This window comes from Neobacillus sp. DFD-2R, from assembly GCF_057747865.1.
In genome coordinates this window covers 1,831,984-1,852,152 of record NZ_CM173228.1, presented here as the reverse complement: position 1 = coordinate 1,852,152, position 20,169 = coordinate 1,831,984, and the positions used below count along the sequence as shown (strand labels likewise).

Here is a 20,169-nt window from a genome sequence, read left to right as displayed (position 1 = left end):
TCCCACTCCTAACCTAAACGGATTTCCGTTGTTTGATTGGTTTCCAAATCAGTTAAGTGAACAGCACAAGCAAGACAAGGGTCAAAAGAATGGATAATTCGCATAATTTCAAGCGGTTGTTTCTTATTTACCATTGGGGTTCCCTTTAGAGCAGCCTCATAGGCGCCAATTTTGTTGTTATGGTCGCGTGATGAAGCATTCCATGTTGATGGAACAATGGCTTGATAGTTTTTCGTTTTTCCATCTTCAATATCAATCCAATGTCCGAGTGCCCCTCTTGGCGCTTCCATCCAGCCTACACCTTTTGCACTCTTCGGCCAGGTGCCCGGTTCCCATTTTGAACGATCAAACGTTACTTGGTTGCCGCTCTTTACATTCTTAAGAAGTTCATCCATATCATTTCTTAGCCAGCCGGATATTAACACGGTTTCAAGTCCGCGGGCAACAGTCCGGCCAAGAGCTGATTGCAATGCTGATATAGGAAGGCCAAGCTTTTTAAGGGTATCATCCACAATATGGACAATCTCTTCTTTTCCTGCGGCATAGCCGACAATCATCCTTGCAAGCGGGCCTGTTTCCATTGGATGCTCTTTCCAACGCGGCGCTTTTAGCCAGCTATACTGCTTATCCGTATCCAAAGTTTTAAACGGTGCCTTTGGACCGGTGTAATTAAAGGTTGTTTCTCCTTCAAATGGAGGCTTCCCTCCGCCTTGTTTTCCATCATAGGTATACCAGGAGCGGTCAATAAATTCTTTTACATGTTCAGGGTTTTTCAAATCAACGTCCAAGACCTCATTTAAATTCCCATTCAAGATACTCCCTCTCGGCATCCGATAAAGCTTAGGATCATAGATATCTCCTGTAGAGAAATCACCATAGCATAGATAGTTATTTAAACCGCCGCCATATGTCCAGTCCTTGTAGAAGGAGCCAATGGCAAATAAATCCGGAATATATACTTGAGTAACAAATTCCCTTGCTTGATCGATCAACTGTGAAACATGCATCAATCTTTCAGCATGTACACCATTATCACTGTCAATATCGAGCGGAGTAGCCATTCCACCGACTACATAATGAGGATGCGGGTTTTTGCCTCCGAAAATGGTGTGGATTTTCACAATTTCCTTTTGCCAATCCAATGCTTCCAAATAGTGAGCAACAGCCAGTAAATTGAGTTCAGGTAGAAGCTTATATGCTTTATGTCCCCAATAGCCATTTGCAAAAATACCCAGTTGCCCGCTTTCAACCAGCTTTTTCACTTTGTTTTGGACTTCAGTAAAATATCCGGGAGATGATTTCGGACAGCTTGAAATCGATTGGGCAATTTTTTATGTTTCAGCAGGATTAGCTTTTAATGCGCTAACTACGTCAACCCAGTCTAATGCGTGCAAATGATAGAAGTGGACTACATGGTCATGTACAAACAGAGCTTCGTTCATGATGTCACGAATTAAATGAGCATTTCTTGGTATCTTAATTTTTAAAGCATCCTCAACGGAACGAATGGATGCAAGGGCATGAACAGTTGTACATACACCGCATATTCTTTGAACATAGGCCCAAACATCTCGCGGATCACGATCTCTTACGATCAGTTCAAGTCCACGGACAGCTGTTCCGGAACTAAATGCATCCTTAATAACGCCTTTTTCATCTATATCTACTTCAACACGAAGATGACCTTCAATTCTTGTAATCGGGTCTACAACTATTCGTTCACTCATTCTCATCTACACCTCGTTGATCATCTTTCTTCTTCTTGATTACTGTTCCTGCTGCATGAACAGCAATACCGGCAGTTGTTACACCAATTGCGGCCAATCCTACACTATCCGGATTAATGGTTGTTTGTGTTCCCGGGATGACTGCTCTTCTTGTATAAAATGGCGCATTATCCCAGAAGTCTTTTTCCGAACAGCCTATACATGGGTTCCCGGATTGAATCGGATAGCTTACTCCCCCATTCCAGCACATTTCTGCACAGGAGTTATAGGTTGTAGGACCTTTACAGCCCACTTTGTATAGACAATAACCTTGTTTAGCTCCTTCATCATCAAACGATTCAACGAACAACCCCGCATCAAAATAGGCTCTGCGGTTACATTTATCATGAATTCGATGGCGGTAAAAAGCTTTCGGACGAGCAAAGTGATCCAATTCCAAACGTAATAATATGCGCAATTACGCCGGTCATTACTTCCGAAATCGGCGGACAGCCCGGAACAAGGATAGTAGGTATATCTTTTACAAAGGCGGTAACCGGCTTTGCCCCTGTTGGATTTGGGTGTGCCGCTGCTATTCCGCCCCAGGAAGAACAAGATCCATATGCAATAATCGCTTTTGCTCCTGCAGCCATCTCAAGGAAAGTATCTTTAGCTGATTTCCCTCCAACTGTTAAGAAGGAATCCTCACTTGGAATGCTTCCTTCTACGGCCAGGACATATTCACCTTTATAATCCTTTAACACCTGTTTCATTGATGCTTCCACTTGGAAACCCGATGGTGCCGAAAGCACTTCGGAATATTCAAGAGAAATCATCTGTAATAAAACGCTTTCAGTCTTTGGTTGTGATGATCGAATAAACGATTCGGAACAACCTGTGCAATCTTGAAATTGCAGCCATACAACCGGTACTCTTGTTTTTGTTTCCATGGCTTTAACGACTTTGTCTGACTGCGTAAACTCTAGCCCAAGTGTTGCAGCTAATGCGGTACACATCTTCAGAAAGTCCCTTCTCGTAAATCCATGTTCGATCGCGGCTTCATATACGGTCTTCTGTCTCTTCATCCGCTTCCCCTCCAAAACATGAAAATAAGTAAAAAAACTTGATTTCTAGGTAATTGTAGAATAGAAATAGGCCCTTAGTCTTGAATTTCCAAAAAAGTACACAAAGAATCCTTAACTGTGTTTTTACATTTTTTTTATTGATTATGGTGGTAATGTGAATAAACACGTTTAAATTACAAAAAAAGACCTCTAGGGAATGAGTCCCTAAAGGTCATTTTTTGAATTTTTCATTTATGCTTCGACTAGTTCTTCTTCCGATTGTTTCTTTATTTTTTTTCGATAAACAATTTTTGATAAATTAATACTGATTTCATATAGCAGTAAAAGCGGAAGTGTGACAACAAAGTCTGACATAAAGTCCGGCGGTGTGATGACCACTGCGATGATAATCAGAACAAAATAAGCATATTTTCGTATTTTTGCTAATACAAAAGGATTAATAATCCCTAGTGAGGTTAAGAACATAACAAGCACCGGGAGTTCAAATAAAACTCCAAACGGAATGGTCATATTCATGATAAAACTAAAGTATCTGTCTACCGTGAAGTGGGTGACAAACATATTTCCACCGATATTTACCAAGAATTTCAATACCATTGGGAAGATAACAAAATAGCCAAACGATAGACCAATCAAAAATAAGAAAAAAAGTGCCGGAATATAGGAAAGAGTAACTTTTCTTTCAATCGGTCTTAAAGCCGGTTTAACAAACAGCCATATTTGCAATGCAAGAACAGGAATGGTTCCCGCGACCGCAACAACGGTTGCGAGCATAAAATAAATCCAGATAATATCACTGGGTCCAAGAACCACTAATTTCATATCTCCAACAAACCATTTGTAGATTTTATCAACATAAATAAATCCGATGATAAAAAAGACTACAAATGCAAGTGCAGTAATAATGATTCTTTTACGCAATTCCTCTAAATGATCAACTAATTGTAACTCTTTATCCTCCATTTACTTCCCCTTCCGATGTCAAAGGTGTTCCGGCAGTAGAAAAAAGGCGTAAGATAGGATATCTTACACCTTATTTAGTCACATTTTTCTTATCGTCATCAAGGTCCTTCATTACATCTTCTGTCAGTTCGGTAGTTGATTTTTTAAATTCTTTTAACGTTTGTCCGAAGGCACGGCCGATTTCAGGTAATTTCTTTGGCCCAAAAATGATTAGTGCTAATGTTAAAATTAATATTAACCCCGGTACGCCGATATTTGAAAACATGGATTTACATCCCCTTTAATTGTTGTATAATTCTACTTCGATTATATTATTGAAAAATCAATTTGGGTTAATTATTGTAAAGAATTCATAGTAAGTTCACAATATCCATCAATTATTAAGGTAATAGTGATGTTTAGCATTTGAAAAAAGAACATAAAAAAACACTAATGAATCTCTATAACAATTTATCAATAACATCCAATGAAGTCAATCTCCAAACAAATATAAGAACTTTTAAAATATTTAGACAGTTATACCTTTATTCGTATATAAATTGAATTATATCAACATATACTATTCAAAACGAATTAGCGAATGAATTGGATGTGATCAAGATGGAGTTTTCACTGTTCAGTTTTGATGGAGCTCTACCGGTTGAAATTACCATTGACGATGACAACGGAAGATATACCATCCGCAAAAGTGATAGAAGCGGTGAGTACTTTAATAGCCCGAATGAGTTAATACAATGGGTAAAAACGCATTTTCGTGAGGAAGAATTCTGCCATCCACTGGAATTCAGAGGCATGCTTGAAAAGTTAACAGAATATGAAGTAAATGGTTTCTATTTAAAATAACAAAAAGCATCGTTTGATGCTTTTTGTTTTTTATTTTCTTTTATAAATCCTGAATTCATAATCGTAAGGATTTTTTTCATCTTTTATTCCTGTTTCAGAGGAAGTAAGTTCCCATTCGTTTAAATCAAATTCCGGAAAGTAGGTATCCCCATCAAAGCTTTCATGGATAAGGGTAATATAAAGACAGTCCGCATAAGTAAACGTTTCATTAAAAATTTCGGCACCGCCTATAACAAACACCTCAGTATCCTGCTCGCGGCAATACTTTACTAATTCCTGTACAGAATAAAAAACGGTACATCCCTCTGATTGGTAATTCAATTGGCGAGTAATGACAATATTTTCTCTTCCCGGTAAGACACGTCCAATTGATTCATGCGTTTTACGTCCCATGATAATGGGGTGTCCCATTGTTACCCGTTTAAAATATTTTAAATCCTCAGGTAAGCTCCACGGCAATTGATTATCCTTACCAATAATTCTGTTTTCGTCCATAGCCACTAGAAAGGAGATCATACGCTCACCACTCCTTTTATATGTGGATGAGGATCATATCCTTCCAATGTAAAATCTTCATAATGAAAAGAATAGATATCCTTTACGTTTGAATTTATTTTTAAAGTGGGCAGGTTCCGCGGTTCTCTAGCCATTTGCAGTTTCACTTGTTCTAGATGATTTTGATAAATATGAACATCACCAAACGTGTGGATAAACTCCCCTGGCTTTAAATCACAAACCTGCGCAATCATGTACGTAAGCAATGCGTAGGATGCAATATTAAATGGGACACCGAGAAATACATCTGCAGAGCGCTGGTACAGCTGGCATGACAATTTTCCATCTGCTACATAAAATTGAAACATGCAATGACACGGAGGCAATGCCATTTGATCAATTTCCGCTACATTCCAAGCATTAACAAGCAATCTTCTAGAGTTTGGGTTTGTTTTAATTTGCTCAATTAATTCGCTGATTTGGTCGACCGTTGTTCCGTCAGCACCTGTCCAAGAGCGCCATTGATGTCCATAGACAGGACCCAATTCACCAAATTCATTAGCCCATTCATTCCAAATGCGAACGCCATTTTCCTGCAAATATCGAACATTCGTTTCTCCCTTTAAAAACCAAAGTAATTCATAAATAATCGATTTTATATGAAGCTTTTTTGTGGTTAATAGCGGAAATCCTTCGTCTAAATTAAATCTCATTTGATAGCCAAACGTGCTAATCGTCCCTGTTCCTGTACGGTCACCCTTTAGATGTCCGTTTTTTAAGACATGCTCACATAATTCTAAATACTGCTTCAAATATGCCACTCCCTTGTCTGCCATTCATATTTTTTTATTTTAACATACTTAAAAAAATAGAAAAAGCCGCCACGTCGGCAGCTCCCTCCTGATTAAATACTAAACTTCCAATCCAAAGTTACGGCAAAGAGCAGCTAGTCCACCGGCAAAACCGCTGCCGACTGCGTTGAATTTCCAATCACCATTATGTCGGTAGAGCTCGCAAATGACGACGGCTGTCTCAACTGAAAAGTCCTCTCCAAGGTCAAACCTAAGAATTTCACTGTCATTGTCTTCATCGACCACTCGGGCAAATGCATTTGAGACTTGACCGAAATTTTGGCTTCTTACTTCTGCATCATGGATCGTTACGGTGATAGCAATACGATGAACGTGTGATGGAACCTTACTGAAGTTAATTTTTATTTGTTCATCGTCTCCATCGCCTTCGCCTGTGCGGTTATCTCCTGTATGCTCGACACCGCCTGATGGATGGATTAAATTATTGTAAAAAACAAAATCAGAATCCTGTATCACCTTACCGTTTGCATCAGTTAAGAAAGCTGATGCATCCAGATCAAAATCATACCCCCCATGATAACGGTTCGTATCCCAGCCAAGGCCGACTATTACTTTTGTTAAACCGGGGTTGGTTTTTGTTAAATCAATTCTTTGCCCTTTTGCTAAGTTGATACCCACGAATATCACTCCATTACGATCTTTTATTTATCCTATTAGCTATAAGATCGGACTACTTCACTTAAGCCGGCAGCATTTGTACCGTTGCCCACTGCGGCAAACTTCCATTCATTGCCATGGCGATATATTTCACCCGCAACAAGAGATGTTTTACCGCTATAGTCCTCTGTTAAATTGTAGTGGAGCAATGGTTGTTGGTTGCTAGGGTTGACAACTCTGATAAATGCATTTCGAATCATACCAAAGTGCTGTTTTCTTTTCACACAATCATATATATTGACAACGAAAACAAGCTTTTGGATATGTGATGGAACTTTGCTTAAATCCACAGTGATTTGTTCGTCATCTCCATCACCGTCACCGGTCAAATTGTCTCCCGAATGCTGTACACTGCCATCATTGCTTCCCAGGTTACCAAAATAGACCACATCTTTATTGTTTTGAAGCTTATCATTTGCACCTAGCATAATCACGGATGCATCACAATCAATGTTAGCATTACTGCCACCGCCAAATAGAGAACCGAATAAGCCGCCGCCGCTTTGAACGGGATCCCATCCCAACCCTACTAAGACTTTAGAAAGTCCGGGATTTGTTTTTGTTAAATCTACTCTTTGACCTTTTTGCAAATTAATAGCCATATCTTTCACCCCATTATGAAAATTAGTAGATCCTCAATAATATATTTAATATTATTGTTTCATTTTTTTAAAATTATCTTGTAACTGCTCCAGGCGTCTTGTTCCCTCTTCACGCATACGTTTGTTCTCATCTTCAATGGCTTTTGTTTCCTGCATGCCTTTGATGATAATATTCCAAGATTCCTCAATTGTCTCAATTTTGATGCTAGGTCCACCGGCAAGGCGCGCTATATCCGTGCTTTGCTGAGATATATTTTGAGCATTTTTTAAGAGCATTTCATTTGTTCGGCGATCAAGCTCGCTCATGGAATCTGCAACAAGCTTTTGCCTTTTCGCGGCAACCGCTTGAATTAACCCATTTTTAAAAATAGGGATAGTAGTTACAAAAGCAGAGTTAATTTTTCCAATTAGTTTTGTATTTCCTCTTTGCAATAAACGGATTTGCGGTGCTGTCTGTAAAGAAACCATTTTTGCCATTTCCAAGTCATAAATCCGCTGTTCCAATAACTCAATCGCATTTTTCAGGGAATCCAATTGCATCGAGGCAAGTTGATCCCCTGAAGCCGCGCGTGCTTCAAGCTGTGGAAGCTGATTGTTTTTCAGTTCCTCCACTTTCATTTCACCGGCAACTACATATTTTTCAAGGGTTAAATAATATTGGTAGTTTTGCTCATACATCTGCTCAAGCATATTGGTCGCATCGACCATTTCACGCTGGTATTTGGAAATTTCAACATATACTTTATCAATTTCCTGGCCCATCGTCTGATATTTGCCAAAGAGTTTTTCAACCATCTTTTCACCCTTTTTAAAAAGCTTATCAAAAAATCCGCCGGATGGTTTTGAAAAGTCTTTGGCATCAAATTTATCCATAATACGGCCCAAATGTTTAAGCAGCTCGCCGGAATCCTCTACTTTAGTGGTACGCATATTACTTAAAATTTGATCGGAAAAGCGCGAAATTTGAACTGCAGGTTCTTTACCAAACTCTAATACTTGAATCTGGTCACGCTCATCTATGGTACGTGCAAGGTTTTGAACTTCCGGCTCCTTGCGAAGAGCAAGCTTTATATCTGATACTCTTGTTTCAGTCAGCTGGTCCTCTTTTCCGGCAGCTGTTAAGCCTGTAGATGGATTTGGTGTTAGATTCACTCTTTAATCTCCCCTTAAATTTTTTAAGATTCCTTGAAAAAGTACCTTTTTTAAAATCGAAGGCTCTTTATATTCCAATTCAAAAACAACCTCATCCAGCCAGTGTTTATCGAATAAACTTTCATTAAGATAATTTTCGATATCATTATGACCCGGTGGATTGTAAATGATGATATCAATTCCAAAATGATTTAAGAGTAGCAAAAGGGCTGCATCTGATCTTGATAGCATTCCTGTTAATTCATTATTGTAGATAATTAATTTCGGCACATGTTGTGAGTAATCAAATTTCTCTAACAACTGAGTGATATTTTTAGGCATAAACATTGCCTGGCTAAATAAATAAATTTTTACCTCTTCCGAGCTTTCCATCGGCAATGGTCTTAAAGCAGGTTTTTCACAAATTCTCCTTATAGCTGTGGCAATCCCTTTTTGCAGACCTGATGGTAATAAGGAATAGGGCCAGTAGTGGGATTGCATAATTTTTTCAGGATTCAATAAGCCGTCACTGCCTAATGCATTCCGGTAATGGAAGCGATAGTCGCTTGAATTTGCAACTGTAAAGGGTAATTGCCGAATGAGTAAGCTATGCTCAAACTTTGTTAAAGCTTGCAGTCTGTCCCAATACTCTTTTCTATTTTTACTGACACCTTGGATTTTCGCAAACAGTGACGGAATTTTAACCTGACCGTTCCCTACTTCAAAATCAGGACGAATCATGGCTATTTCCTTACAAAGAATGAAAAGTTCATCATACGTTGTTTTCAACGTAATCGATGAAGGAGTGTAATCCCTTAGTTGCCAAGGCTTGTAAAGACCGGAACCCTCCTGATTTAGAATGGTTTCAATCTCTCTGGAAGCACGATATGCAACTGTTGTTTTTCGATTACGTTTTTCTTTCGGGAAAGTTTCCGCCAACTGTTTATTTTGAAAACGATGAGTAAAAACCGGCTCTGTTATTAGATCAGCTAAAATATCCTTACCCTCCGGGTGGAAAATAACCAGATCGCATCCGAGCTTTATTAAATAAAATAAAAAATATTGATGACTCTTCTTAAAATCACCATACCATAAAAACTTGGGCATTGCCCTTTGCGGATCGGCATTTTCAAGCACGGGTTGCAGATGATTAATTGACCATTTAACAAGATCAACAAGAATACGCCTGAAATCGGGATTTTTTAATCCATCCTTTTCATGGCTCGAGTACTTTTCCAACGTAACAATCATGGCTTCTCTTATTTTTCGATGGATTACCGGTATATCCGATTTCAATAAAAGCTTCTCTCCATCAAGAAAAGCAGTAAAACGGTTAATTGACAACTTTTGTTCATAGTTGATGTTCAACACTTTTTGAATCGATTGAAAGTGAGTATTATTAATTGATTTATCGAGTGACTCCTCACTTAATAAATGTAAGTTTAACTCGGGCAAACTTACATAATCTAAAAGTTGGTTATAGTACTCATCCGTGTCAAATGGTATTCCAAGGAATTTCCCCAATACCTGCCCGATGGTAATCGTTCCATTTTCCAATGAGAATTCCGGCCGTTCGTTTAGCGGTTTATTTAACAAACTTAGCCAATTTTCATATGAAAGGGATACGTTACGGACATTCAATTGATTTAATAGTGGATACATTTATGATCCCTTCCCTCTGAAAGCGAAAGCTTTTGCAAACTGGTTAGTAAAATTATGTATGGTTTCCCCTCCATCATATCACAGTTATGAAAATGGTTCATTTTTTTAAACGAATGTAACACTAAAAATGTTTCAGGTTCAGGGTTATCCTTGTTTTTCACCTTTTCCCTTGTCCTAACATATATTTGAGTACGTACATTAAAGAAGGTGACTCAAATGCGTTTTTTTTATAAAAGGCCTAAGATGGAAAATGTTAGTGAAGAAATAAATACCCTCATGGAGGTTATGGTTTCCGAAACACTAATCTATGTTGATTTATTTTTGTATAGCTTCATCTTCACAGTGCTTCTTTCTCCGGCACTGCACTCAGTTAAATTCTGTATCCTATTTTTTTTCGCTTGTTATGTGTTTTTTTCAGGCCTATACTTTTTTGTATTCAATCGATTATTGAAAAAACTATACTTTTAGTGATAGTAAACTTAGGAATTGGTGCAAGATTTCCTCTCCTGCAAGGGGACCTTTATTTTTGGTAAAGGTAAGGCTAAAATTTTCGGACACGTTTGCAAGTTCTCCATGCTTTGGCACATAACGATACCGGCAATTCTGAAGAAAATCCAAATCAAGATTTGAATCGCCTGCACCCGCAAGCGCTTCCATCCCCTCTCTCTTGCAAATAAATTCAAGTGCGGTCCCCTTACTAATAACATTGGGAATAAAATAAAACTTTCTTCCCTGTAAAGAGATTCTCCAGCCAAATTTGGATGCAAGCTCAGTAATAGCCCTTATTTCAGAAGCGGGTGGCAAATTATTTAATATGTAATAGAAAAATAGATTCTCCGCCTGCTTCAATTGCCCATCAAAAAAAACTCCCTCCCTGCCTAAAATGGAAAACATTTCTTCCTTTACTACAGATTCTCTCTGTAGCCGCAAGGAAATTTCTGTTGACCACTCTTTCAATGGTTTGCCATGATATAAGATATTGGCCCCGTTAGAAGTAATCGCATAGGTTAGTTCGATTTCTCCCTCAAAAATAACGAATCGCTTAAATTGATCCGTTGTTCTAGTAGTGACCGGTATAAATAAACAAGCCTTGTTAAGCTTTTTTAATGTGCGATAGGACCTTTCTGTCATAAAAGCAATCCAGTTGCCATCCTTTTTTTCAATCGGTTTTAACTCTGATTCTTCTGATCTCCCCAGGTCTTCAATGGCTCTTTCTGAATAAATCAATGTGCGGTCAAGATCAGATGCAATAATCATTTAGACTATCCTTTACCGACCTGATTAAACCGCAGCACAAATAATTCAAATCAGGATACGGCACTATTTCAACACCTTTTTCTTCCGCGAGCATGAGGATATGTTTGACATAAGGACTTGTAACATCGCGCATAAGGATTTTCCATGGCACCCTTCTAAGAAGGACCCTTGTCGTTTCACCTACTCCAGGCTTAATAAAATGATGACTGTCTATTTTGAATTCAGCTTGGATTTTCCTGACATCTCTCATACCTAAAAAGTCTGCTTCAATTTTTTCAGATTTTCTTTGGAAAGAGACTTCTGATGCTTCAGCTGAAACAGTTGGAAATTCTGCAGCTATCAAATCAATATATTGGTTGGAAACATCATTTGGAATCAGTTCATTGTAAAATTTAGCTCCATGAAAATCATCCTCTTTAACGTACAAGTTATTTAGTACAGTCCTACTAACAAGCCCGGACACGGTCGAATTTAGACATGCACTAGGGATTAAAAAGTCCTCTCTCGTACCATAAAGAGAAGTGCAATAGCCGGGGTCAGCAATCACGGCAAGTGTGTCGTCCAGTTTAATGCCGTATTTCTTTTCATACTCACGGCAGGCTTGGGAGAGTTCGATGGATATGGCCCCTTTTCCTGTCCAGCCATCAACAAATTGGATGTCACCGTAAGGATGAACAGTACGAATGTATTGAAGGGCATTCTCGTCAATCCCTTTGTCGCGAATAATCGAAATACTATAATGCGGTATTGAAACATTGTAGTGCATGTTTATATATCTTTTTAATAATATCCCTACCGGTGTTCCTGCACGTGCCATTGAAACAAGGATTGTCTGATCACCTTTTAGCCGGTAAATTTGTTCAGCAACTATGCCTATACATAAGGCTACTTTTTGTTTATATTCCCTTAAAGTCCGCCAAAAAAGTTCAATATATTTTTCCGGCGGCTGATATTCTATTGGCAATGATTCACTATAATGCTGCCCTAATTGAACCTTTAATTCTCGACTGGCCGTGGAATCTTCAAGCTTATAATCACTTAAATCTTTTAATAAAAATAAGACATCTTCTGCCCTGTAGGTTCCGATCTTTGCAGGGTGATTGATTATTTTCCGCATAAATTCACCTCGGATCGCTTCGCAAAAAAGACAATTTTAATAGATCGTATTTGTAATTTTTCCAGTTGTTTCAATAAAGGTTTAAAATTCTCTAACTCTGCTTCTCTTTCAAAAAAGATAAATAGTTCATCGTAATAACCGGGCGGGATATTATAAGCAAAATTGGAAATAGCTTGTTCCTCGGGATTTGGAAAGGTGATCCCATATTTAGCACCGTATCCATCGATATGGTGGATATATATGGGACTTCTTGTAGTAGATTGATAGTAAACCCCAGTTCCCATCTCCGCTGCCAATTTCATCGGAAGATACATGAATTCACCCGTTCCAAGGCAAAGAGTTATTTTACCTATACGTTTTTGCCTTAGAAATGAAGCTGCTGCTGATATTTTGTGATGAATAAATTCATTGCTGATGCTTTTAATCCCAAAACGCCCGGTTTCTTGAATAAAAGGTGCCTCAGCCTGTGAATTTGCAGATAAAAAAGTGGTAGCCGTAAAAAATGAAGAAAGCTGTAACCATTCAATTTTTGACTCTAAGTTAAAATTTACTTCGTTTACAATTACGTGTGCCTGTAATTCCTTTTGCTGTATGATCTTCACCTTACCTGAAAGTAAACTTACCACATGTATCGTAATCCCCAAATTTTTCTCAAGTAAAGCAAATGTTCTTTTGTGCTCTTCGGAACGCCAATCCAAGATCGATACAACAGTATATTCTTGTCTCGGAAATCGTGCATGAATGGATTGGATTATGTTTAGTGCCGTATTCCCTGTTGTTATTTCATCATCTACTAAAATAATTTCCCGTTCATGTTGAATCATTTCTATTGGTATATAACATCGATGTGAGGAAGCATGGGAATGCTCTTCTTCAAATGTAATTTCGGGATTCCAGTCCGGAAGCTCTTCCCTGGTTGTATGAAAATACTCTGCAGATTCAAAGCAATCAAAAAAAGCATGTCCCAGCGCTGTTGCGGTTTCTGCAAATCCAATAACTAATGGTTTAACAGTTTTGGTGACAATTGATTTGCTTATATACAAAGGCTCATCGATTGAAAATAAGGATAATAGTTTTTCTTTTTCCTCACATTCTAAGCCTTTCACCGATTCGGCATATCTTGCTGCCAGCAGCGCCGCTGTCAGCAGTCCTTTTTTCGGGTTGATTGGCAAATGTTTACCTAATAGTTTACTTACAAACAAAAATGAACGTTTTTTATTAATCCTAGCTGCCATTGTAAATAACCTTTCAATGGGCAATTGATAAGGATTTTCGCTTATCTCTATTTCTACCTTAATTGAATCAAGAATATTATACGTATACTTCTCTTTTGATAAGGTCAATATTTGAGATTCCCTCATTCAGCACCCCGTAAAGCTGAGACTTTGCAATAATTTTTCTAGCCCAATAATAATGCGGTTTGACTTCATTCATTTTGTTGCCAAAATCGCTTTTCAAAACTCCTTTTTCACCTGTTGAAGCTTTTACGATATCGCAAGCATCGATATATTCCTCATAAGAAATAACATTAAGTGCCTGCACTGCTTTAATCTGTGAGGGATGGATGATCGTTTTTCCAATCAATCCATTGGCAATATCCATGAGAATTTCTCTTATGAATCCGTCCAAATTTTGATTGATTAATTCAGCTTTCCATTTCAACTTCTCCTCACAGTATTGTTCACGAAAAGGAGAAGCCCGGAGTTGTGGCATTAGCATTCTATTTTTTGCTGAAAAGTATTCCCAAACCGGACCGGAAATCACATATGGACTTTTCGACCTTTGAAAGACATTAATAATATCTGTGATACAATCTCTTAATACAGCAATATCGTAAACCGTTGTATCTGCACTCCTACGGATACCGTACAATCCACTAAAATCAGTTGCCCCGATTCGAACATTCAGAATATTGCCCCTGTATCTATCCAGAATGCTCTTTATTTTCATTAATTCTTCCATTCTCGTTTCTTTTTCTATAACCTTGGATGTTTCAAGGATTGGCATCGCATAAAAAGGATTTTGTTCGGTATGAATGTTCCTGATCTCTCTTAATAGATCCTCACCGGTTTCCACTGAAAATTTAGGCATTACCACTCCTGTTAACAGCTGATAGGCATCCCCCAATTGCTCTTTCACCCGTTTGAATTGTTCAAGGTTACGGATCCGGATAAACATTAATGGCAAATCTTCCATACTTAAAAACTTTTTATTGAATTCCCCGAACAGCTTTAACAATTCCTCTATCAATAATTTTTCTGCCTCTCCTACTTCAATATCTCCTATAGCATCTTCAAGATCGATAACAAGGGAAGTTAAGCCCTCAAGTTTTTTTGAAAGTATATCTTGATGGATATTTGGCCGTGTGGCCGGCATGTAGAGTGTGGCACCTAAACCGTAGGATAAAAGCTCGCGATTCGAATATTTATTAAACTTTTGCGGTTTTTGATAGAATAACTGCTCAATTTCATCATCAGCAAAGTATGTAAAAAATTTCATTCTCCTTACTCCTCTTTAAAGGATAAAAAATAGGGGAGACGGACTTCACGTCTGCTCCCCTGTCTGGATCCATGTATGAACCATATTATTTACTGACTTCTTTTTCATGTTTTTTCTTGTTTAAGAAATGCACAATGAATGTTGCACCGAAGGTAAACAATAGGATGATAAAGAAATAAAGCGGTGATAATTCATAGTGAAAGAACACTCCTAGGAACATCTTAATCGAAATAATAAGGATTAAGATATAGGCCGTTGTTTCCAACTCAGGTACCCTGTCAATTAATGTTAAGAATACACCGGCGACACCACGCATCATTAATACACCGAGCATACCTCCTATTAACAGCACCCATACTTCATTGCTGACTCCAAATGCAGCAAGCACGCTATCAACCGAAAAGGCAATATCCATTAACTCAACTGCTGCTACTGTTCCCCATAAAGTGCCAAATAAGCGAATCAATAAGCTCTTTTGGTTCATTCCTTCTGCTTCTTCATCATCGCCGTCAGTTTCTTTTCTCTTATCAATAAAATACTTAATTGATAACCATGCAAGGTAAGCGGCTCCAATTGCTTTTACCCACCATAGCTCGATTAAGTAAACACCAAGCCCAATGGCAACAAAACGGAAAGAGTATGCACCCAATAAGCCATAGAAAAGTGCTTTTTTACGTTGTTTAGCCGGGAGGTGCTTTACCATAACAGCTAAAACAAGAGCGTTATCAGCTGAAAGCAATCCTTCTAAAATAATAAGAGTGCCTATCAGTCCCCAGCTTACAGGGTTTGTTAAAACCTTCACCCACATATCCCATTCAAAAAATTGTGAATATGTGTTTAATATTCCATGCAAAACTGACATTTAAATGTATTCCTCCTGATTTAAAAACAAAGATTTATAAAAGACCCTTCAAGCGCTGGGTCTCATAGATTCTACATCTTAACCAATCTGTAAGCCAAAGTCTGTGGCTAACGCTGCTAATCCGCCTTGATAGCCGCTTCCGATTGCACTAAACTTCCATTCGCCATTATGGCGGTACAATTCTCCAACAACAAGTGCTGTTTCAATGGAGAAATCCTCTCCTAAATCATAACGAATAAGCTCTTCACCTGTTGCCTCATTGAAAATACGGGCATATGCATTTGAAACTTGTCCGAAGTTCTGACTTCTGCTTTCTGCCTCATGAATGGTAATAGTAAAAGCAATTCGTTGAACGTTCGCCGGAATCGCTGTTAAATTAATTTTCACCTGTTCATCATCACCATCACCTGCTCCGGTACGGTTATCTCCAGTATGTACAACTGCTCCATTAGCACCCTGTGGATTATTGTAAAAGACAAAATCAGATTCTGTCGTCACTTTTCCACTATCCCCTAAAAGGAACACAGATGAATCTAAATCAAAATCATGTCCGCCATCATATTTATTCGTGTCCCATCCGAGTCCAACGACAACATTTGTTAATCCTGGATTTGTTTTGGTTAAATCTACTTTTTGACCTTTTGATAAACTTACTGCCATTTTCCATTCCTCCATTTTAGGTAATAGTCTATATACGAGTTTTTGTTAAAAAGGTTTCATTTATAATAATAAAGTTTTTTTCCATCCATTAGCAAATTTCTATTTTCAGCTCATCCATTTCGGTGGTGTATTTTTATCCCAATAAATGGCTCCAAGCTCATGGTGGCTTTGAAATTCATCATGGTAGGTGTGATAATGAAAATTAAACCAGTATCCAGCCTGTGGCGGATTATCTCTCCTAACATGGAAACGAAGAATATCTTTGCCCGTTACACTATTTTTAATATTAAAGATTTTCTCTGAATGTCCTTTTCCCGGCTGCTCTGTAATTGCCAGGTTTTTTAAATCCTCCTCAGGAAATTGGGAAGCCGTTTGGTCGAGTGCTGTTTCGATATTCGGCATTATGACTTCACGAAATTCATTCTCGATAACCGGCTTAATTTTTGCCCCAAACTTTTGATATGACTGTTCTTCAGCTTGTTTTATTAATTCTTCCATAAATTTATCTTTATCAAACGCAGATTCTTCAAGGTATCCTGTCTGCAATGTAAAGCTGCCTTCAGAAGCGCTCACCTCGAAGGCATCCCTATTACCGGCCGGTTTCTCGGCATTTACATTATTTATAAACTGTGATGGCGTCACAAGACCAAATGTTAAAATGGAGACCATCACTACAAACGATTTACGAAGCCATTTGTTCATGCAAAGCACACCTACTCTATCAAAGAATTTATTTCAACTAAAATTTTCCGTTTTTATTTTACTTAAAAAATATTATACTTCTTTTCTTTAAAAAATGGAAAAAACAGTTTAAGATTTTTTATGATAAATTAGTGTGATTACTAGAAATGAGAAAGATTAAAAAAACTGAGAACAAAGGTCCCAGTTTTTATATTTCAATGAAACCGAAATGAAATTTAGAGGATTTTCTGCGGATGGCCTGAAAGCCAAATTTTTCAAAACGGTTGCTTTGATAATGGTCTTTTAGGACAACGCGCAATTTTGCTACTCTCAAGGCTTCTTCAATTATTTCTTCATTCAGGTCATCATGCATGGCAAATTGGACTAAAGCCTTTATTCCATATGACTCAAGAATACTTTCTTCAAACATTGGATCAAAATAAACACAATCCACCGATTCATCGGGAAGGCTCCTTAAATAATCAAGAGCATTTGAATGGATAACACTAACCCTTTCCATTGCTGCATTCATAACGGGGATTCCTGAATCCCAAGAACGGAGACCATTTTTTACGATATATGCTAAATATTTCTGTCCTTCAATTCCTGTAACCTGCCCATTTTCTCCAACAAGGTAGCTGGCAACAATGGAATCGGATGCTAGCCCAAGCGTGCAATCCAGAACGGTCATGCCTTTAGAAAGCATTGCTGCATCCGCAAAAGGGTCATGTTCTCCCTTTAACAAACGCTTTATTCTAAACATGGCTGAATTCGGGTGGAAGAAAAATGGGTAAGAACTGCCTTTTTCAAATAACTCCAGTCGATTCTTATAAACGACAAGACAATTACTATTCAATTCGTTTTGCAAATGATTTATCGATTTCTTTTTTCGCCGGACATAAGGGACGTCCAATTTTTCAGCGATTTCTATTGCCTCTTCTATCATTTGCCGGTCTGTTCTGCTTGCTGTTGTTATAAACATGTTATCATCCTATATTAATTTTTGAATAGGCTCTGTTAAACTTGCCTGTTGATTTCCGCTCCAGGCACTCGCTTTCCGCGGGCGGTCGGGAGCCTCCTCGGCGCTTTGCGGACGCCACTGAAAAAGTCCTTTTCTGCTAATAATGAGATTTCCTGCCAACTAAAATCCCAAAAAATTGCGTTTTTCACCATCAAAGTAGGGAGAGGAAAATGGTTTTCATCGATTTTTCAGTCAATAGTGGGGATGGTTTTTTCAGGGAATCACCTATTGCAAAATATCTTGGACTTTTTCAGTGGCCTCGCTTTGCGCCTGCGGGGTCTCCCTTGACCTGCTTTTCCCGCAGGAGTCTCGCGCCTTCCGCTCCAATCAACATAGTGATCTAAATCAACAATGAGCTTTAACATAGCCTTTGAATAAAGAAAAGGACGCCATTTGACATCCTCTTTAATTTAACAATTGGCTTCAAAGGCAGCCATTAAATTTTGCATAACCACTTCCATTGGAACACCTTCAATATCATGACGCGGAATGAAATGAACAACCTTTTTGTCATTCAATAATGCCATTGATGGTGATGATGGCTCATAGCCTTCAAAATACTCCCGCATTTTAGCGGTTGCTTCTTTATCCTGACCTGCAAAAACTGTCACTAGGTGGTCAGGTTTTTTCTCACTGTTTAGGATTGATTGTGTAGCAGCAGGACGTGCTAACCCGGCAGCACAGCCACAAACCGAATTTATAACCACAAGCGTTGTTCCCCTGGCATTTTCCATAAATTGCTCTACTTCTTCAACAGTAGTTAGTTCCTCAAAGCCAGCTCTTGTTAACTCTTGACGCATCGGTAAAACCATTTGTTTCATATATTCTTCATATGCATTTGACATATTATCTTCCTCCGATTCTCTTATTGCCGTTTTTAGCATACTAAACTTATTAACTGTTTGCAATTTACTCTTCCGCTTTCCTTGCCTCTGTCATCTGTTTCCAAACGGAGCCTTTCGCTTCTTCGCCGCCTTCAATTCTTTCAATCGCCATTTTTATTTGCATGCTTACTTCAAATTCAGCATCATTTTCTGCTGCTTTTAAAGCTGATAACGCCTTTTTATCGCCAACCTCGTATAAAAACATGGCCGCCCGCCAGCGGACCAATTTGCTCTGATCCTTTAGGGCTTTGACCATTTCACCGGCTGCTTCGGGAAATCCCAAGTCCGACAAGCAATCTCCCGCTGTCCTTCGAACAGTTACACTTTTATCATGTAATGCCCGATACAAATAGGGTAAAACCGTTTTATCTTTAATCATTCCAAGGTACACTGTCGCAAGTCTGCGAATGGAAGGTTTCTCATCTAATAAGGCTTTATCTAAAAGGGGCAAATCGTCTAGTTCAGGATCATCCATTTGCTCGAGAAGCTGGTAGCGAACGTGCCAATCAGGATTACTCAAGGAATCAATGTCTACTTTCTTACAGGTACGTAACGGCTTTTGCTCATGTTGAGATTCATTTGATTGAGCTGTTGATACTAATGCTTCAAGGCGTTCCATCGGATAGGCAGCAATTAATTCTTCAACCACCTCTTGTCCAATTTGATCAAAGTCTCCGTATCGGACACCTTGATTCTGCCATTTTCTGAGTAAAATATAATTATCTTCGGGAAGCTGGGCCTTTTCCCTTGCCTTTAAGAAGGATTCCGGCATTCCGAATCTTTTCTCTGTTAAACCATCTGTAAGCTTTACTTGAAGTGGAATATCCTTAAACATTTGAATCTCAACTTTTATTTCCCCAAAATGTTCGTCTGCGACATTCTCAAGCTTAACAGTTTCAGAAGACTTTTCTCCAAAAGCTTGGCGGACCTTCGGTAATAACTCCTTCCAATCAAACTTGGCGTTCCTTTCAACAGCAAGAAAGTCTGCTACATGATAAACACCCTTAATCCCTTCAATTTGCAATATTGTCCGGATAACAGTTGGGGCATCAGCAGCTGTTTCTTTTTTATAATTATGGCTTTTTCCCATCGGGAGTTCTTCATTCAAAATGATTTTCATTGTATTTGGGCTGGGCGTTGGTTCGATTGTTTTAATTTTCAACACGATCACC

The 20,169-nt window shown here is 38.5% G+C and carries 19 protein-coding genes and 2 pseudogenes; 1 reads left to right on the top strand and 20 read right to left on the bottom strand.

What is annotated here, in order from left to right; all coding sequences use genetic code 11:
- Positions 1-8: 8 nt before the first annotated feature.
- From AC3ANV_RS09205 to tatA, 4 genes and pseudogenes are all read right to left on the bottom strand, one after another.
- Positions 9-1,727, bottom strand: a pseudogene (locus AC3ANV_RS09205) (nickel-dependent hydrogenase large subunit).
- A pseudogene (locus tag AC3ANV_RS09200) lies at positions 1,720-2,791 on the bottom strand (hydrogenase small subunit). Before AC3ANV_RS09200 ends, AC3ANV_RS09205 begins: the two co-directional pseudogenes overlap by 8 nt.
- A 231-nt stretch (positions 2,792-3,022) precedes the next feature.
- The gene (gene tatC, locus AC3ANV_RS09195; RefSeq protein ID WP_488313318.1) at positions 3,023-3,754 is read right to left on the bottom strand and encodes a twin-arginine translocase subunit TatC; all 732 of its coding nucleotides are present in this window, start codon (positions 3,752-3,754) and stop codon (positions 3,023-3,025) included.
- Between the two features lie 70 nt (positions 3,755-3,824).
- The gene (gene tatA / locus AC3ANV_RS09190; protein WP_488313317.1) at positions 3,825-4,019 is read right to left on the bottom strand and encodes a twin-arginine translocase TatA/TatE family subunit; all 195 of its coding nucleotides are present in this window, start codon (positions 4,017-4,019) and stop codon (positions 3,825-3,827) included.
- A 335-nt stretch (positions 4,020-4,354) separates the two neighbouring features.
- Here tatA and AC3ANV_RS09185 point away from each other — a divergent pair, with 335 nt between their 5' ends.
- Entirely contained in the window at positions 4,355-4,597 is a 243-nt protein-coding gene (locus AC3ANV_RS09185) for a hypothetical protein (protein WP_488313316.1), read from the top strand.
- A gap of 30 nt (positions 4,598-4,627) precedes the next feature.
- Here the strand turns inward: AC3ANV_RS09185 and AC3ANV_RS09180 are convergent, their stop codons facing one another.
- The 16 genes from AC3ANV_RS09180 to AC3ANV_RS09105 all read right to left on the bottom strand — a co-directional run bounded on the left by AC3ANV_RS09180 (position 4,628) and on the right by AC3ANV_RS09105 (position 20,159).
- The gene (locus tag AC3ANV_RS09180) at positions 4,628-5,113 is read right to left on the bottom strand and encodes a dihydrofolate reductase (RefSeq protein WP_488313315.1); all 486 of its coding nucleotides are present in this window, start codon (positions 5,111-5,113) and stop codon (positions 4,628-4,630) included.
- Positions 5,110-5,904, bottom strand: a complete 795-nt coding sequence (locus AC3ANV_RS09175; RefSeq protein ID WP_488313314.1) for a thymidylate synthase — start codon at positions 5,902-5,904, stop codon at positions 5,110-5,112. Before AC3ANV_RS09175 ends, AC3ANV_RS09180 begins: the two co-directional genes overlap by 4 nt.
- A 99-nt stretch (positions 5,905-6,003) precedes the next feature.
- On the bottom strand, positions 6,004-6,582 hold the full coding sequence (locus tag AC3ANV_RS09170; RefSeq protein WP_488313313.1) for a TerD family protein: 579 nt from the start codon (positions 6,580-6,582) through the stop codon (positions 6,004-6,006).
- A gap of 35 nt (positions 6,583-6,617) precedes the next feature.
- Positions 6,618-7,223 carry a TerD family protein gene (locus AC3ANV_RS09165; protein WP_488313312.1) on the bottom strand — a complete coding sequence of 202 codons (606 nt, stop codon included), beginning with the start codon at positions 7,221-7,223 and terminating at the stop codon, positions 6,618-6,620.
- A 51-nt stretch (positions 7,224-7,274) separates the two neighbouring features.
- A complete protein-coding gene (locus AC3ANV_RS09160; RefSeq protein ID WP_488313311.1) occupies positions 7,275-8,375 on the bottom strand; it encodes a toxic anion resistance protein in 1,101 nt (366 codons plus the stop codon).
- 3 nt (positions 8,376-8,378) lie between these two features.
- A complete protein-coding gene (locus AC3ANV_RS09155) occupies positions 8,379-10,016 on the bottom strand; it encodes a YceG family protein (RefSeq protein WP_488313310.1) in 1,638 nt (545 codons plus the stop codon).
- Between the two features lie 456 nt (positions 10,017-10,472).
- Positions 10,473-11,273, bottom strand: a complete 801-nt coding sequence (locus AC3ANV_RS09150) for an HAD family hydrolase (protein WP_488313309.1) — start codon at positions 11,271-11,273, stop codon at positions 10,473-10,475.
- Complete coding sequence (locus tag AC3ANV_RS09145; protein ID WP_488313308.1) at positions 11,257-12,390, bottom strand: cysteine protease StiP family protein; 1,134 nt, start codon at positions 12,388-12,390, stop codon at positions 11,257-11,259. The genes AC3ANV_RS09150 and AC3ANV_RS09145 overlap by 17 nt, the downstream gene beginning before the upstream one ends.
- Complete coding sequence (locus tag AC3ANV_RS09140) at positions 12,378-13,751, bottom strand: phosphoribosyltransferase family protein (protein ID WP_488313307.1); 1,374 nt, start codon at positions 13,749-13,751, stop codon at positions 12,378-12,380. Before AC3ANV_RS09140 ends, AC3ANV_RS09145 begins: the two co-directional genes overlap by 13 nt.
- The gene (locus AC3ANV_RS09135; RefSeq protein ID WP_488313306.1) at positions 13,702-14,889 is read right to left on the bottom strand and encodes an HpcH/HpaI aldolase/citrate lyase family protein; all 1,188 of its coding nucleotides are present in this window, start codon (positions 14,887-14,889) and stop codon (positions 13,702-13,704) included. The genes AC3ANV_RS09140 and AC3ANV_RS09135 overlap by 50 nt, the downstream gene beginning before the upstream one ends.
- Before the next feature lie 85 nt (positions 14,890-14,974).
- A complete protein-coding gene (locus AC3ANV_RS09130; RefSeq protein WP_488313305.1) occupies positions 14,975-15,751 on the bottom strand; it encodes a TerC family protein in 777 nt (258 codons plus the stop codon).
- Between the two features lie 78 nt (positions 15,752-15,829).
- Positions 15,830-16,411 (bottom strand): TerD family protein, encoded by a 582-nt coding sequence (locus AC3ANV_RS09125; protein ID WP_488313304.1) that lies wholly within the window; start codon positions 16,409-16,411, stop codon positions 15,830-15,832.
- 105 nt (positions 16,412-16,516) lie between these two features.
- On the bottom strand, positions 16,517-17,113 hold the full coding sequence (locus AC3ANV_RS09120) for a YpjP family protein (protein ID WP_488313303.1): 597 nt from the start codon (positions 17,111-17,113) through the stop codon (positions 16,517-16,519).
- A gap of 187 nt (positions 17,114-17,300) precedes the next feature.
- Complete coding sequence (locus tag AC3ANV_RS09115) at positions 17,301-18,074, bottom strand: class I SAM-dependent methyltransferase (protein WP_488313302.1); 774 nt, start codon at positions 18,072-18,074, stop codon at positions 17,301-17,303.
- Positions 18,075-18,523: 449 nt separating this feature from the next.
- Complete coding sequence (locus tag AC3ANV_RS09110) at positions 18,524-18,958, bottom strand: BrxA/BrxB family bacilliredoxin (protein ID WP_488313301.1); 435 nt, start codon at positions 18,956-18,958, stop codon at positions 18,524-18,526.
- A 64-nt stretch (positions 18,959-19,022) separates the two neighbouring features.
- Positions 19,023-20,159, bottom strand: coding sequence for a conserved virulence factor C family protein (locus AC3ANV_RS09105; protein ID WP_488313300.1), 1,137 nt, complete (start codon positions 20,157-20,159; stop codon positions 19,023-19,025).
- Between the last annotated feature and the right edge of the window lie 10 nt (positions 20,160-20,169).